Origin of the sequence: Phreatobacter oligotrophus (assembly GCF_003046185.1) — a bacterium.
Classification (GTDB): Bacteria; Pseudomonadota; Alphaproteobacteria; order Rhizobiales; family Phreatobacteraceae; genus Phreatobacter; species Phreatobacter oligotrophus.
In genome coordinates, this window is the sequence record NZ_PZZL01000026.1 from 1 (window position 1) to 15,732 (window position 15,732).

Genomic DNA, 15,732 nt, shown 5'->3' on the forward strand with positions numbered 1-15,732 from the left:
ACGGCGAAGAAGATGGTCGGCGCTATCTCGCGGACATTGTCCGGCACGGTCTCGGGGTTCTCGACGAAATTCAGCGTCGCGCCGGAATAGAGCGCGAGGAACTGGCCGCCGACGCGCTCCGCCACGTGGCAGAGAGGCAGGAAGGCCATGCGCTGGTCGTCCTCGTTCTGGCGGATGGATTCGTTGGAGATGACCGAGATGGCCGCGAGGATGTTGCGATGGGTGATCATCGCGCCCTTGGGCTTGCCGGTCGTGCCGGAGGTGTAGACGAGGATGGCGAGGTCCTCGGGGCCGCGGCAGGCGAGGCGCCGCTCCCATTCGCCCGTATCGGCGGCATGGGCCTCGGCGCCGAGGCGGCGCAGCGCGTCGAGCGTCATCACCTGCGGGTCGGAGAAATGGCGCAGGCCCTCGGTCTCCATGACGATGATCTTGCGGAGCGAGGGTACCGAGTCGCGGACGGCGAGGATCTTGTCGAGCTGCTCCTCGTCCTCCACCACGCAGAAGACGGAGGCCGAGTCGGTCAGCAGGTACTCGCACTGCGGCGGAGCATCCGTCGGGTAGATGCCGTTCGACACGCCGCCGGCGCAGATGATCGCATAGTCGGCAAAGGACCATTCCTGCCGGGTGTTGGCGAGGATCGACACGACCTCGCCGGGCTGGAGGCCGAGGGCGACGAGGCCCATGCCGATCTCGCGCACGGCATCGCCCATGCCGGTCCAGGAGGTCTCCTTCCACAGGCCGAAGTCCTTCTGCCGCACGGCGACCTTGGCGCCCCGCTGGCGGACGGCGGCATCGAAGACCTTGGCGACCGTGTCGCCGGCGGGAATGGCGGCGGGGCGGATGGCCTGGTTCGGCCAGATGTCAAACATGGCGGCCTCCCGGGGTGGTGGATCGGCGGGTCGCATGGCGTCGTGGGAGTGACGGCCCCTCACCCTTCCCTCTCCCCGCAGGCGGGGAGAGGGGGACTTCGACGGAGCGCGCAGTCCGAAGCCGCCCTGCCGGGCGGAACCCTCGTGAGCCAAACCGCGACGCAGTTGCCCCCTCTCCCCGCCTGCGGGGAGAGGGAAGGGTGAGGGGCCCTCTGGAGACAGGACAGGTGAGGGGCCCTCTGGAGACACAACCGGTGAGGGGCAAGAATGAGGTCACGGCTTGTCCGACCATCGCCATCACCGCCACATCTTCTTCTTCTTCCAGCGGCGCTCGCCGCGGACCCCCGCCTCCTTCTGGCCGAGGTAGAATTCCTTCACGTCGTCCTTCTGCGACAGGACGTCGGCGCGGTCCTCCATGACGATGCGGCCGAGCTCGAGGATGTAGCCGTAATCGGCGGTGGCGAGCGCCAGGGCGGCGTTCTGCTCGACGAGGAGGATGGTGACGCCCTCCTCGCGGTTGATGCGCCGGACGATGGCGAAGATCTCCTGGGTCAGCTTCGGCGACAGGCCGAGCGAGGGCTCGTCGAGGAGCAGGAGATCGGGGCGCGACATCAGCGCCCGCGAGATGGAGAGCATCTGCTGCTGGCCGCCGGAGAGCAGGCCCGCATCCTGGTCGGCGCGCTCCTTCAGGATCGGGAAGTAGCGCTCCATCCGCTCGATGTCGCGGGCGACCTCGTCCTTGTCGGAGCGGGTATAGGCGCCCATGAGCAGGTTGTTGCGCACCGACAGGAGCGGGAAGACCTCGCGGCCCTCGGGCGCGTGGCTGAGGCCGCGGCGGACGATGTCGGCGGGATCGCGGCGCTCGATATTCTCGCCCTTGAAGATGATCGAGCCCTTCTGCGGATCGAGGATGCCGGAGATGGTCTTGAGGATGGTGCTCTTGCCCGCGCCATTGGCGCCGAGCACGGTGACGATGGAGCCCTTGGGCACGGCCAGCGAGACGCCGCGGATGGCCTTCACCGCCCCATAGGCGGCTTCGACATTGGCGAGGGTGAGGATGGGCTCGGTCACGACGCCGCCCTTTCCAGTTCGGCGACCGCGGCCGGCGTGCCGATATAGGCTTCCACCACGGCGGGATGGCGCTGCACCTCGGCCGGCTTGCCCATGGCCAGCACCCGGCCCTGGTTCATGGCCATCACCCGGTCGGAGACGCGCGAGACCAGCGTCATGTCGTGCTCGACCATGATGACGGTGATGCCGAGATCGCGGGTGATGTCCTCGATCCAGAAGGCCATGTCCTCGGTCTCCTCGACATTGAGGCCGGAGGAGGGTTCATCGAGGAGGAGGAGCTTGGGGCGGGTGCAGAGCGCCCGGCCGAGCTCGACCACCTTGCGGGCGCCATAGGGCAGGCCCGCCACCATCGCGTCGCGATGGACGGCGAGGTCGAGGAGGTCGATCACCTCCTCCACCCGCTCGCGCAAGGCCACCTCCGCGCGCTTCACCGATGGCAGGAAGAGCGCCTCGGCCAGCGGGTTCGTTGTGCGGTGGACATGGGCGCCGATGAGCAGGTTCTGCAGCACGGTCGCGTGCTCGAAAAGCTCGATGTTCTGGAAGGTGCGGGCAATGCCGAGGCCGGCGATGCGATGGGCGGGGAGCTTCGTGACCTCCTGGCCCTCCAGCATGATCCGCCCGGCGCTGGGATTGTAGATGCGGCTGATGATGTTGAAGACGGTGGTCTTGCCCGCGCCATTGGGGCCGATGATGGTGAAGACCTCGCCCTTGTCGACGGTGAAGGACACGCCGTCGACGGCCTTGAGGCCGCCGAACTGCACGGAGATGCCCTCGGCCTGGAAGAAGGGGGCGCTCATTTCAGCCGGTCCGATTTCTGGAAGGCCTTCTGCCGGCGGAACATGCCCTGCCGGTAGAAGGGGAAGAGGTCGAAATAGGTGCGGGTCTTGAGCCAGGCGCCGTAGATGCCGAGCGGCTCGAAGAGCACGACAAGGATCAGCACCGCGCCGAAGACGGTGGGCTGAAGGCCCGTCGCCTCGGACAGGAACAGGGGCAGGAAGGGCTTCACCGCATTGATCATCTGCGGCAGGGCGATGAGGAAGGCGGCCCCATAGATCGCGCCGTGGACCGAGCCGAGGCCGCCGATCACCACCATCATCACGAGTTCGATGGACTGCACGACGGTGAACTGGTCCGGCGAGAGGAAGCGGATGTTGTGGGCGTAGAGCCCGCCCGCGACGCCGGCGAAGGCGGCCGAGATGGCGAAGGACAGCGTCTTGTAGAAGGCGAGGTTGACGCCCATCGACTGGGCCGAGATCTCGGAATCGCGGATGGCGACGAAGGCGCGGCCCGTGGGCGAGCGCAGGATGTTGATGACGATGAGCGTCGCCGCCACGGCGAAGGCGAGGCAGAGATAGTAGAAGCTCGGGCCATCGGCGAAGCGCCAGCCGAAGAGGTTCACCGGCGGCACCATGAGGCCGGCATTGCCGCCCGTGACGTGCTCGGCACGGGCGATGATCTCCTCGATGATCGTGCCGAAGGCGAGCGTCGCAATGCCGAGATAGAGCCCCTTCACCCTGAGCGCCGGCAGGCCGACGATGACGCCGACGGCGGCGGCGAACAGGGCGGCTGCGACGATGCCGACGAAGAAGGGCACCCCCGCCGTCACCAGCACGCCCTGGGTATAGGCGCCGACCGCCATGAAGGCGGCATGGCCGAGGGAGAGCTGGCCGGTGAAGCCGGCGAGCAGCATGAGGCCGACGGCGACGATGGCGTAGATGCAGACCTGCGAGAGCTGGGTCAGCACGTAGGGCGAGGCGAAGACCGGGGCGATGAGCAGCACCGCCATCAGCAGGCCGTACCAGAAGACCTTGCCGCCGTGCTGGAACAGCTCGATGTCCTGCTCGTAGCGGGTCTTGAAGATGAACCGCATGGCCTCAGACCTTCTTGGCGAGGCGTTCGCCGAACAGGCCGTTCGGCTTGAGCACGAGCATGGCGAGGACGACCATGAAGGGCGCGGCGTCCTTGAAACCCTCCATCAGGTAGAAGCCGGCAAGCGACTCCACGACGCCGATGATGAGGCCACCGACAATGGCGCCGGGCAGCGAGGTGAAGCCGCCGATCACCGCAGCCGGGAAGGCCTTGATGCCGATGAAGCCCATGTTGGCATGGATGAAGGTAAGCGGCGCCAGCAGGATGCCGGCAATGGCCGCCACCGCCGCCGAGATGGCCCAGATGAGGCTGGAGAGCCGCTTCACCGGGATGCCCATGTAATAGGCCGCCAGCTGGTTCTGGCTCATGGCCTGCATGGCGATGCCGATCTTGGTGTAGCGGAAGAGCGCCGCCAGCGCGCCGCAGAGCAGGATGGTCACGGCGATGATGACGATGTGCTCGGCGGAGATGACGAGGCCGGCGAAGCGGAAGACCTCACCGCGGAAGGGAACGGGGAGGGTGTGGGTGTCGGTGCCGATCACCGGGATCATGGTGACGAGGCCGCGGGCCATGTAGCCGAAGCCGATGGTCACCATGACGATGGCGACCGCCGACTGGCCGAGGATGGGCCGGAGGATGATCCGCTCGTTGAGGAAGCCGATGGTGGCGGTGACCGCCATGGCGACCAGGATCACCGCCCAATAGGGAAAGCCGAGCGTGGTGGCGGCAAAGAGACCGGCGAAGCCGCCGATCATCAGGAGCTCGCCCTGGGCGAAGTTCACCGTCTCGGTGGCCTTGTAGATCAGCACGAAGCCCAGGGCGATGAGGCCATAGATGCACCCCTGCGCCAGGCCGCTGATCACCAGCTGGACGAATTGCAACGAGCCTCTCCCCCGTCAGGCGTTTCCCTCAAGATTGTTCCGGCCGGTTTTCCGGCTCGCATGCACGTCGATATCGCAGCCTCGCCGCAATCGGCTCAGGCTGCAAGCCTCAGGATGGCGCGGGCCTCGGCGGGACTGGCAACCTGCCGGCCGGTCTCGCGGACGATCGCCGCCATGGCCTCGATGAGCGGGCCGTTGGACATCACCTTCGCCCCGTCCTCGCGGTAGAACGTGTCCTCGAGCCCGGTGCGCAGATGGCCGCCGAGCTCGGCGCAGCGCCGGTGCAGCGCCCAGATGCCGGCGCGGCCGATGGCGGTGACCTGCCAGTTGGCCTCGGCCGCCTTGAGCTTCAGGAGGATCGGCAGGAGGTCGGGGTCGGCGGGCATGCCGGATTCGACGCCCATGACGAAGTTGTACTGGAGCGGGCCCTTGGTCAGGCCGGTGTCGCGGTACATGGCGACGCAACGGACGATGCCGGTGTCGAAGCACTCGAATTCGGGCAGCGTGCCGGTGCCGGCCATGACGTCGAGATAGGCCTTCACCTTCTCGACCGGGTTGTCGAAGAGCATGGGCGGCCAGGCCCAGGTGCCGTCCGCCTTGACCTTCAGGTAGTTCAGCGAGCCGGCATTGCAGGCGGCGATTTCCGGCCGCGTCTCGCGGATGCAGGCGAGCGCGCCGGCATAATCAGGCCCGACGACGCCGGAGGTGTGGTTGATGACGACGCCCGGGCAGGCCTCGCGGATGGCCGCCTGGACTTCCGCGGAGAGCGTCGTGTCCCAGGACGGCAGGTGACCCTTGCCCTCGCCCTGGTTGCGCAGGTGGATGTGCATCACCGACGCGCCGGCCTCATAGGCGCGCCTCGCCTCGGCCGCCATCTCCGCCGGGGTCACCGGCACCGCGTGCTGGCGCGGATCGGTCAGCACGCCGTTGAGGGCGCAGGTGATGATGGCCTTGTCGCTCATGAATGGGGGCCCATGGTCCGCCGCCTTCGGGAAGGTCGACGCCCATGTTCCGGTCCGCGACACGCCCCGTCTTGCGTTGAGCGGCTAGGCGACACGCGGAAGCCGCCGCTTGTCGGCGGCGGCTCCAGCGTCCCCTGGCGACGGGTCAGGCGTGGGCGGGGCGGGCGAAGAAGCCGAAGAGGCCGGGTTCGCGCTGCCAGGCATCCGCCGCGACGGCGAGGGACATGACGCCCCAGAAGACGAGGTACTCGATGCCGCCGCCGGCCCAGAACCAGCCGAGGCCGCGCGTTGCGACGATGGCATAGGCGGCAACGGCCATGAGGCCGGCCGAGACGACGCCGAGATATTTGGTGCCGATGCCGAGGATGAGGCCGACGGCGCAGGCAGCCTCCATCACCATGGCGAGGAGGACGAAGAAGGCCGGCGGCTGGAAGCCCGCCTTGGCGAAGAAGGCGACGGTGCCGGCATAACCGGTGATCTTGCCGATGACGTGGGGCACGTAGAACAGGCCGCAGAGAACACGGACGGCATCCATCGGACGCCTGACGTCAAAATTCGCAGAGAAATCGGACTTGTGAGTGAAATCGGACATGGGACTGCCTCGGTCATCTCCGCCGCCGCTCCATTGCGGCGGGAGAGCGAGGCGGATCATGCTCCTTCCCGCGATGCGGCGGATTGAGCGAGGTCAATCGCCGTGCTTGCGCAAATGCCTGTCAGTCCACGCGTTTTCGCAACGAGAGGTCAGCGCCAGACCGGCTTGCGCTTCTCGGCGAAGGCGGCGATGCCCTCGCGCGCATCCTCGGTCTGGGCGGTCAGCGCGATCTGCCCTTCGGTGAAGGCGATGGCCTCGTCGAAGCTCATCGCCTCGATGGCGCGCATGGCATATTTGCCGCGGCGGATCGCCATGGGCGACTTGTCGACGAGCCGGCCGGCAAGCCAGGCGACCTTGGCGTCGAGTTCGCCCCGCGGCACGACGTGGTTGAGGAGGCCGGCGGTACGCGCCTCCTGCGGCGTGAAGGGCTCGCCGGTGAGGCACCATTCCGCCACGATCCGGCGCGGCACGATACGCTGGAGCAGGCTCAGCACCTGCATGGGGAAGACGCCGACCTTCACCTCCGGCAGGCCGAAGACCACGTCATCCGCCGCCACCGCCATGTCGGTCATGCACAGGAGCCCCATGCCGCCGGCCATGCAGGTGCCGTTCACGCGCGCGATGGAGGGCTTGGTGCCGTTCTGCACGAGGCGCAGGAGGTCGGCATAGTCGCTGGTGGGCTTCGACAGGTCCTGGAAGAAGCTCTGGCCGCCGCCGAGATCGGCGCCTGCGCAGAAGGCCTTGTCGCCCGCGCCGGTGAGCACGATGACCCGCACCGCCGGGTCCTCATGCGCCTGCCGCCATCCCGCGGCAATGCCGGCCACCACGTCGCGGTTCATGGCGTTGCGCTTGTCGGGGCGGTTGATGGTGATGGTGAGGACGGGGCCTTCCGTCGCGATCAGAACGTCGGACATGGGTCGCTCCCTCAGGATGCCGTGGGCATGATGGCGGCGAGAAGCCGGCCGGTCGTGACCTGCTCGCCGACTGCGGCGCCGAGCTCGGCGACGGTGCCCGCGGCACCGGCCGTGTGGACATGCTCCATCTTCATCGCCTCCAGCGTCACGACGGGCTGGCCCGCCGTCACCGTCTCGCCAGCCGCGACATGGACGGCGACAACGCGCCCGTTCATGGCGGCAAGGACGCGACCATCCGAACCATCCGCGCCGCTGCGGCTGGCGGGAGCACGGGTGAGGTCGCGGACGATAACCTGGTCGGGGCCGCGCTGGAGGAAGAGGCGATCACCGTCTCGCTGATAGGGGACCTCGTCGGCGATGCCGTCGTGGATGAACCGGCACCGGACCGCTTCCTTGCGATAATCCGGCCGCATCTCGTCAAAGCGAATGACGTAGTCGGTCCCGCCATGGCTGAGCCGGCAGGTGCCGTCGCGCTCCTGCTGGACGGCGACGGCGTGGCGGCGGCCGTCGATCTCCAGGACCATCCGGATGGGCAAAGGTGGCCCGAGATGACGGGGCCGGTAGCGGTAGCCCTCGGGCGTCTCGTCATCATGCAGGACCGCCGCCGCGAGAACGGCGTCGGGAAGGCCTTGCGGCACGGGGCGCGCGAGGTCGGTCGCATGGTCGGCGATGAAGGCGGTGGTCGCCCGCCCTTCGGCAAAGACGGGATGGGCGAGGGCCCGCGCGAGGAAACCCTGGTTGGTCATGACGCCAAGGCTCGCGAAGCGGTCCAGCCAGGCCATGAGCTTGGCGCGCGCCTCGTCTCGGCTGTTCTCGTGCACGATCACCTTGGCGACCATGGAATCGTAGTAGGGCGGCACTTCCGCTCCCACGGCCATCGCGGTATCGACCCGCGCGTAGGGTTCGATGCCTTCCGGCCAGGTGAGGAAGCGGCCGGACTGCGGCAGGAAGTCCTGCGCCGGGTCCTCGGCGCAGAGGCGCAGCTCGATCGTGTGGCCGAAGGACCGCGCCAGCGCATCATGCGGCGCGATCGCCTCGCCCGCGGCGATCATGAGCTGCCACCGAACGAAATCCCGCCCGACATTCAGTTCGCTGACGCGATGTTCCACCTGCAGGCGGGTGTTCATCTCCATGAAGTAGAACTGGCCGCGGCCATCGAGCAGGAATTCCAGCGTGCCAGCGCCCTCGTAGCCGAGCGCCTTCACCGCCTTGACGGCAACCTCGCCCATCCGGTGGCGCAGGTCAGGCGAGACGGCCGGCGACGGGGCCTCCTCGATCAGCTTCTGATGGCGGCGCTGGATGGAGCAGTCGCGCTCGCCGACGTGCCAGGCATTGCCATGGCGGTCACCGAAGACCTGGATCTCGATGTGGCGGGGCGCCTCGATCGCCTTCTCCAGCAGCACGGTCCCGTTGCCGAAGGCATTCGTCGCTTCCGAACGGGCGCTGCGCAGCGCCTCGGCGAACTGGGCGGCCTCGCGCACGAGGCGCATGCCGCGGCCGCCGCCGCCCGCCACCGCCTTGATCATGACGGGATAGCCGATGGCCTCGGCTTCGGCCGCGAGGCGCTCGTCGGACTGGTCGTCCCCCTGGTAGCCCGGCACGACGGGCACGCCCGCCGCCTGCATCAGGGCTTTCGCCCGGGCCTTGTCGCCCATGGCCTCGATGGAGTCCGGCGAGGGGCCGACGAAGACGATGCCGGCCTCGCGGCAGGCGCGGGCGAAAGCGGCGTTCTCGGCGAGGAACCCGTAGCCGGGATGGATGGCCTCCGCCCCGCTCGCCTTCGCCGCCGCGATGATGGCGGGGATGTTGAGATAGGACTCGGCCGGCAGCGGCCCGCCGATGGCCACGGAGCGGTCGGCGGCATGGACATGCCGGCTCCGCGCATCGGCGCTCGAATAGACCGCGACGGTCTCGAGCCCCATCTCCCGGGCGGTGGCGAAGATGCGCAGGGCGATCTCGCCGCGATTGGCGACGAGCAGCCGGCGGAACGGAGTGGCGACCACCGGCGGGGGCTTGAGCGGGATGACGGTCATGGTCAGGGCCTCGCCACCGAAAACTGCATGGGCACCGGCGCGCGCGCCGCCGCCTCGCGGCAGGTGGCCAGCGCCTCGGCAAGGACGGCGCGAGTGTCGCGCGGGTCGATCACGCCGTCGTCGAGAAGCCGCGCCGAGGTGGTGAAGACGTCCATCTGGCTCTCGAAGAGCTGGGTGATCTGCGCCTTCATCGCGCCGATCTGCGCCTCGTCTGCCTCCTTGCCGCGGCGGGCCGCGCCGGCGCGGGCGACGATGGCCATGGTCTCTGCGGCCTGTTCGGCGCCCATCACGGCGGTGCGGGCATTCGGCCAGGAGAAGCAGAAGCGCGGGTGGAAGCCGCGGCCGCACATGCCGTAATTGCCGGCGCCATAGGAGGCGCCGCAATAGAGGGTGATCTGCGGCACGGTGGCATTGGTCACCGCCTGGATCATCTTGGAGCCGTGCTTGATCATGCCGGCCTCCTCATAGGCGCGGCCGACCATGAAGCCGGTGGTGTTGTTGAGGTAGAGGATCGGCGTCGCCGACTGGCAGCAGGCCTGGATGAAATGCGTGGCCTTGTTGGCGCCGGCCGGATCGAGCGGGCCGTTGTTGGTGATGATGCCGACGGCATGGCCCTCGATCGTCGCATGGCCGCAGACGGTGGCCGGACCATAGGCCTCGCCGAAGGGCAGGAAGACCGAACCGTCGACGATGCGGGCAATGACCTCGCGCATGTCTACGGGGCGCTTGAGGTCTGCCGGCATGATGCCAAGCAGCTCCTCGGCATCGAAGAGCGGCGTGGCGAAGGGGCGCTCGACGGGCGCCGGCATCCGCTCGTTCCAGCCGAGTGCCGCCACGATCTCCCGGGCGATCCGCAGCGCGTCGCGGTCATCCTCGGCCATGTAGTCGCCGAGACCGGAAATGGCCGTGTGCATCTCGGCGCCGCCGAGTTCCTCCTCGGTGGCGATCTCGCCGGTGGCCGCCTTCAGCAGCGGCGGCCCTGCGAGGAAGGCGCGGGTGCGGCCGCGCACCATGACGATGTAGTCGGAGAGGCCCGTCTGGTAGGCACCGCCGGCGGTCGAGGAGCCGTGGGTGACGGTGATGACCGGCAGGCCGGCTGCGGACAGGCGGGCGAGGTTGCGGAAGATCTGGCCGCCATGGATGAAGTGCTCGACGCGGTAGCGGAGCAGGTTGGCGCCGGCGCTCTCGACCAGCTGGATAAAGGGCAGGCGGTTCTCCAGCGCCATCTCCTGGACGCGGAGCTGTTTCTCCAGCCCCATCGGCTGGAGCGCGCCGGCATCGATGCCCGAATCCGAGGCCGAGATCATGCAGCGTACGCCGGAGACGAAGCCGATGCCGGCGATGACGCCCGAGCCGGGCACGCTCTTCTCGGGGTCCGGCTGGTCCATGAGGTAGCCCGAGAGCGTCGACAGTTCGAGGAAAGGCGCGCCGGGGTCGAGCAGCAGGGCGATGCGCTCGCGCGGCAGGAGCTGGCCGCGCTCGTGGAAACGCGGGCCGGCAGCGGCCGAGGCGCGGCGCGCCCGCTCCTCCAGCGTCTGCTGGCGGTCGATGAGCGCGAGCATGGCCGCACGGTTGGCGGCGAAGGCCTCGCTTGAGGGGGCGATGCGGCTCTCGATCACGGCCATGGCGCGGCGGGTCCTCCTGTCGTGGAGGCATTGGGCCGTGACGGGCGCGATGAGGTCTTGCGCGGAGTGGCTGGTGACGGCGGGTCAATGCCCCTCACCCTTCCCTCTCCCCGCAGGCGGGGAGAGGGGGACTTCGACGTCACGCCTCCTCCTGGTCCCCTTGTGCCAGGCAGGACCGGTACCGGAGAGACGACACGCTGTTGCCCCCTCTCCCCGCGGGCGGGGAGAGGGAAGGGTGAGGGGCCATGAGGAGCAGCAGGCCGGCCATCCCTCAGATCGCCGCTTTCACACCCTGCTCGGCCGCGGCCTTGTCCTGCGCGGCGAGCGCCCGGCGGAAACCGTCGCGTCCTTTCAGCCGCGCCCAGTAGGCCGCGGTCTGCGGCTGGAGGTCCTTCGCCAGCCCCGTCGATTCAGACAGCATCAGCGCATAGCCCACCGCGACATCCGCCATGGTGAAGCGGCCGGCAGCCAGCCATTCGTGGTTCAGGAGGTGCGCATCGAGCATGCGCAGGCGGCCGTGGAACCACTTGGCATAGTCCTCGACCACCTGCGGCTGGCGGCGCTCGGCCGGCTCGAACCGGCCATAGCGCAGCACCAGCGCCTGCGGGAAGGTCAGGGTCGCGTCGCTCTGGTGCAGCCAGTTGAGCCAGAGCCCGTAATCGGCCTCGTCGGGCCTGACCGCCAGGGGCGAGGGCCCGTGCCGCACGGCGAGATACTCGCAGATGGCGGCGGATTCGCTCATTCGCGTGTCGCCGTCGATCAGGAAGGGCACGGTGCCCAGCACGTTGACGTCGAAATACTCCTTGGCGAAGGCGCGCGGCGGGAAGGGCAGCACCTTCAGCTCATAGGGCAGGCCCATTTCCTCCAGCGCCCAGAGCGGCCGGAAGGAACGGGCGGAGAGGCAGTGATAGAGCGTGATCATGGTCGGATGCGCACTCACGAGCGGTTGGTCATGCCGGGCAGCGTGCCCATGGCCTTGGCGATGATAGAGAGCATGACCTCGTCGGCGCCACCGGCGATCGAGGTGAGCCGGGAGTCGCGGTAGTAGCGGGTGACGGGCGTCTCGGTCATGTAGCCCATGCCGCCCCAGTACTGCATGCAGGCATCCGAGACCTCGCGCCCCAGGCGGCCGGCCTTGAGCTTGGCCATGGAGGCGAGCGTCGTCATGTCCTCGCCGGCCATCATCTGCTCGGCTGCGCGGTAGATGAGCGAGCGCAGGAGCTCGACCTCGGTCTTCAGCTCGGCGAGGCGGAAATGGACCACCTGGTTGTCGAGGATGGACTTGCCGAAGGCCTGCCGGCCTCGCGTGTATTCGATGGTCTGGTCGATGATCCATTCGGCGGGTTTCAGGCAGGCGGCCGCGCCCCAGAGCCGCTCCTCCTGGAACTGCATCATCTGGTAGGTGAAGCCTTTGCCCTCCTCGCCGATGCGGTTGCGCTTGGGCACGCGCACCTCGTCGAAGAAGATCTGCGCGGTGTCGGAGGAGCGCATGCCGAGCTTGTCGAGGGTGCGGGCGACGGTGACGCCCTTCTCGCTCATCGGCACGCAGATCAACGACTTGTTGCGATGGGCCGGGCCGTCGCCGGTATTGGCGAGGAGGCAGATCCAGTCGGCCTGCGCGCCATTGGTGATCCACATCTTGCCGCCGGTGATGACGTAGTCGTCGCCATCGGAGCGGGCGGTGGTCTTGATCGAGGCGACGTCGGAGCCGGCGCCCGGTTCGGAGACGCCGATGCAGGCGACCTGGTCGCCGGAGACGGCGGGGGCGAGGAACTGGCGTTTCACATGGTCGGAGCCGAAGCGGGCGAGCGCCGGCGTCGCCATGTCGGTCTGCACGCCGATCGCCATGGGCACCGCGCCACAGCGGATGCCGCCGACCTCCTCGGCCATGAGCAGGGCATAGGAATAGTCGAGGCCCATGCCGCCATATTCGACCGGCTTGTTGAGGCCGAGGAAGCCGAGCGCGCCGAGCTTCTTGAAGACATCATGGGCGGGAAAGCGGCCCTCCGCCTCCCAGGCATCGACATGGGGGTTGATCTCGGCGGCGATGACCTTCTGGAGGCTGCGCCGGACCTCCTCGTGCTCGGACGTGAACAGCATGGCTCGCTCCTCGGGATGGTGGGCGGCAGGCTAGGAGGCTTTGGGCGACCGAGGCTTGCGTGGACTGGTCACGCCCGCGCCGCAGCACCCGACCGGAAGATCTCGAGCTCGCGCGAACCGGAGAAGATGGCGCGGGGCTTCAGGCCGTAGAAGCGGCGAATGGAATGGGAGAAATGGGTGGAATCGGGGTAGCCGATATCCAGCGCCAGATGCGCCATGTTGATGGTCTCGTTGGCGAAGTTGAGCAGGTGGCGCGCCCGCTTCCAGGCCCGGCAGGCGCGGAAGGCAATGCCGGTCTCCTGCTTGAAGAGATGCAGGAAGCGCGAGACCGAGAGGTTCGCCAGCGCCGCGCAATCGGCCGCCGTCAGCGGCTCGCCGGGATTGTCGCCGAGGAGCGCCAGGACGCGGCGGATGCGCGGGTCCATCCGGCGCGGAGCGAGCGGCGCGCCGAAGACGGCCGTGTCGAAGGCGGCCGCGTCCATGGCCTGCTTGGCGGGGTCTGCGCGGAGGCGGTGATAGGCTTCGCGCAGGCGGCGGGCGAGGACGGCCTCGTCGAGGGCGGAAAGCTCGGCGGCGAGGCGCGCCAGGGCCTGGGGGTCGACGCTTTCGGGCTCGACCAGCACGCCGATGACGCTGGGATGTTCGGGATCGATGCTGTGCTGGGCATAGGCCGGCATGATCGCCGCCTCGACCGATCGCTCGGGCTCGCCCACCGCCCGGATGCGCAGGCGCCCCTCCATGCTGGCGAAGGCGATGAAGGCGCCGAGGGTACGCTGCTTCGGCCGGCCGAGGAGGCCCGCGTAGAAGACGCGCTCTGGCCCGACCAGCATGAACCGTTCCGCGCAGAGCGACGGATTTCCCATGCATTTCCTCCGGATTATCGTTGTTTTCCGGCGATGATAGCCGTGGTGGGGCCGAAAGCCAGCGGTCCGAACGACACAGACGACGGGGCTATTTCACGTCGTTGGCTCGTTATTGGACTAAAGGCTGTTGCGCGGCAGCCTTGCAGAGACGGCGTTGCTCCCTTGCCCCGACATTCTGCTTATGGCGCGCTCCCGCGAACTCTGAGAATTCGCCCTGTTTCCATTGGAGGAATCGCATGAAACGCCGCAATTTCCTTGCCGCTTCCGGTGCCGGCCTCGCCGCTGCCGCCGTTGCCGCCCCGGCCGTCGCCCAGTCCGCGCCTGAGGTGAAGTGGCGCCTGACCTCGTCCTTCCCGAAGTCGCTCGACACCATCTATGGCGGCGCCGAGACGATCTCGAAGCAGGTCGCCGAGCTCACCGACAACCGCTTCCAGATCCAGGTCTTCGCCGCCGGCGAGATCGTCCCCGGCCTGCAGGCCCTCGACGCCGTGTCCAACAACACGGTCGAGATGTGCCACACCTGCTCCTACTACTACGTGGGCAAGGACCCGACCTTCGCCATCGGCACGGCCGTGCCCTTCGGCCTCAATGCCCGCCAGATGAACGCCTGGCTGTTCCAGGGCGGCGGCAATGAGCTGTTCAACGAGTTCTACAAGAAGTTCAACGTCTACGGCATCCCGGCCGGCAATACCGGCGCGCAGATGGGCGGCTGGTTCCGCAAGGAGATCAAGACGGTCGCCGACCTGCAGGGCCTGAAGATGCGCATCGCCGGAATCACCGGCCAGGTGCTGGCCAAGCTCGGCGTCGTGCCGCAGCAGGTCGCCGGCGGCGACATCTACCCGGCGCTGGAGAAGGGCACCATCGACGCCGCCGAGTGGGTCGGCCCCTATGACGACGAGAAGCTCGGCTTCAACAAGGTCGCGCCGTTCTACTACTATCCCGGCTGGTGGGAGGGCGGCCCGACCGTCCACGCCATGATCAATGTCGAGAAGTGGAACGCGCTGCCGAAGTCCTACCAGGCCGCGCTCACCAATGCCTGCACCACGGCGAACACGGTGATGGCCGCGAAGTACGACCTGCAGAACCCGGCCGCGCTGCGCCGCCTGGTCGCTGCCGGCACGCAACTGCGTCCCTTCTCGCAGGAGGTGATGGAGGCCTGCTTCACGGCCGCCAACCAGCTCTACACCGAGATCGGCTCCAAGAACGCCGACTTCAAGAAGATCATCGAGGCGATGCAGGCCACCCGCTCCGACCAGTATCTCTGGTGGCAGGTCGCCGAGTTCACCTTCGACGCCTTCATGATCCGCGCCCGCGCCCGCGCCGGCCGCTGATCCCGTCAGCCTGACGCATCGAGAGGCCGCGTCCCCCCGGGGGCGCGGCCTTTTCCTATTGTCCGCTTTCGCGGGGCAGGAGGATTTGCGGGCAGGAGCCTTGCCGGAATGGGCGGGCTGACGCCTTGGATCGGGCGCGCCAAGGTGGCAGCGTGGCGCCCCCGCCGAACCCTGTCCGCCGGCATCCGGCCGGCTCTCCGCGGCGGCAGCATGGAGGACGAGCCTTGTCCAACAATCTCAAGTTCTACATCGACGGCGCGTGGGTCGAGCCCTCGGGCACCAAGACGCTCGAGGTCATCGACCCGGCGACCGAGGAAGCCTTCACCACCATCGCGCTGGGCACGGAGGCCGATGTCGACCGCGCCGTGAAGGCCGCCCGCAAGGCCTTTGCCACCTTCTCGCTCACCACCAAGGCCGAGCGCCTCGCGCTCATGCGCAAGCTGCTCGAGGTCTACAACAGGCGCTTCGCCGAGGTGGCGGAGGCGCTGATGCGCGAGATGGGCGCGCCCAAGAAGCTCGCCCACACCGCCCAGGCCGGCATGGGCACCGCCCATCTCGCCAAGATGATCGAGACGCTGGAGCATTTCGAGTTCGAGGAACTGCGCGGCACGACGCTGATCGC

At 68.3% G+C, this 15,732-nt stretch carries 15 protein-coding genes; 2 read left to right on the top strand and 13 right to left on the bottom strand.

The genetic code is table 11. From position 1 onward, the window contains the following. The 13 genes from C8P69_RS22295 to C8P69_RS22355 all read right to left on the bottom strand — a co-directional run. On the bottom strand, nt 1-869 hold an 869-nt coding region (locus C8P69_RS22295; RefSeq protein ID WP_170118363.1), incomplete at its 3' end, for an AMP-binding protein. A gap of 297 nt (nt 870-1,166) precedes the next feature. Then, a complete protein-coding gene (locus tag C8P69_RS22300) occupies nt 1,167-1,940 on the bottom strand; it encodes an ABC transporter ATP-binding protein (protein ID WP_108179644.1) in 774 nt (257 codons plus the stop codon). Continuing rightward, complete coding sequence (locus C8P69_RS22305; RefSeq protein ID WP_108179645.1) at nt 1,937-2,737, bottom strand: ABC transporter ATP-binding protein; 801 nt, start codon at nt 2,735-2,737, stop codon at nt 1,937-1,939. Before C8P69_RS22305 ends, C8P69_RS22300 begins: the two co-directional genes overlap by 4 nt. Next, nucleotides 2,734-3,810, bottom strand: a complete 1,077-nt coding sequence (locus tag C8P69_RS22310; protein WP_108179646.1) for a branched-chain amino acid ABC transporter permease — start codon at nt 3,808-3,810, stop codon at nt 2,734-2,736. The genes C8P69_RS22305 and C8P69_RS22310 overlap by 4 nt, the downstream gene beginning before the upstream one ends. A gap of 4 nt (nt 3,811-3,814) precedes the next feature. After that, nucleotides 3,815-4,690 (bottom strand): branched-chain amino acid ABC transporter permease, encoded by an 876-nt coding sequence (locus tag C8P69_RS22315; RefSeq protein ID WP_108179647.1) that lies wholly within the window; start codon nt 4,688-4,690, stop codon nt 3,815-3,817. Between the two features lie 95 nt (nt 4,691-4,785). Then, nucleotides 4,786-5,652: a beta-keto acid cleavage family enzyme gene (locus C8P69_RS22320; RefSeq protein ID WP_108179648.1), complete on the bottom strand. Its 867-nt coding sequence runs from the start codon at nt 5,650-5,652 to the stop codon at nt 4,786-4,788. Nucleotides 5,653-5,797: 145 nt separating this feature from the next. Continuing rightward, entirely contained in the window at nt 5,798-6,187 is a 390-nt protein-coding gene (locus tag C8P69_RS22325; RefSeq protein ID WP_245902200.1) for a DoxX family protein, read from the bottom strand. Between the two features lie 206 nt (nt 6,188-6,393). After that, nucleotides 6,394-7,158 carry an enoyl-CoA hydratase/isomerase family protein gene (locus C8P69_RS22330; RefSeq protein WP_108179650.1) on the bottom strand — a complete coding sequence of 255 codons (765 nt, stop codon included), beginning with the start codon at nt 7,156-7,158 and terminating at the stop codon, nt 6,394-6,396. Nucleotides 7,159-7,169: 11 nt separating this feature from the next. After that, complete coding sequence (locus tag C8P69_RS22335) at nt 7,170-9,191, bottom strand: acetyl/propionyl/methylcrotonyl-CoA carboxylase subunit alpha (protein ID WP_245902201.1); 2,022 nt, start codon at nt 9,189-9,191, stop codon at nt 7,170-7,172. A gap of 2 nt (nt 9,192-9,193) precedes the next feature. After that, the gene (locus C8P69_RS22340; protein WP_108179651.1) at nt 9,194-10,816 is read right to left on the bottom strand and encodes an acyl-CoA carboxylase subunit beta; all 1,623 of its coding nucleotides are present in this window, start codon (nt 10,814-10,816) and stop codon (nt 9,194-9,196) included. 271 nt (nt 10,817-11,087) lie between these two features. Then, nucleotides 11,088-11,738, bottom strand: a complete 651-nt coding sequence (locus C8P69_RS22345; RefSeq protein ID WP_108179652.1) for a glutathione S-transferase family protein — start codon at nt 11,736-11,738, stop codon at nt 11,088-11,090. A gap of 14 nt (nt 11,739-11,752) precedes the next feature. Next, nucleotides 11,753-12,916, bottom strand: coding sequence for an acyl-CoA dehydrogenase family protein (locus tag C8P69_RS22350; RefSeq protein WP_108179653.1), 1,164 nt, complete (start codon nt 12,914-12,916; stop codon nt 11,753-11,755). Between the two features lie 68 nt (nt 12,917-12,984). Further along, nucleotides 12,985-13,779 carry a helix-turn-helix domain-containing protein gene (locus C8P69_RS22355; RefSeq protein WP_108179654.1) on the bottom strand — a complete coding sequence of 265 codons (795 nt, stop codon included), beginning with the start codon at nt 13,777-13,779 and terminating at the stop codon, nt 12,985-12,987. A 236-nt stretch (nt 13,780-14,015) separates the two neighbouring features. Between C8P69_RS22355 and C8P69_RS22360 the strand changes: the two genes are divergently transcribed. Then, a complete protein-coding gene (locus C8P69_RS22360; RefSeq protein WP_108179655.1) occupies nt 14,016-15,110 on the top strand; it encodes a TRAP transporter substrate-binding protein in 1,095 nt (364 codons plus the stop codon). Nucleotides 15,111-15,334: 224 nt separating this feature from the next. Continuing rightward, nucleotides 15,335-15,732, top strand: a 398-nt coding sequence (locus C8P69_RS22365) for an aldehyde dehydrogenase family protein (RefSeq protein WP_146167426.1), incomplete at its 3' end; no start/stop codon positions are given.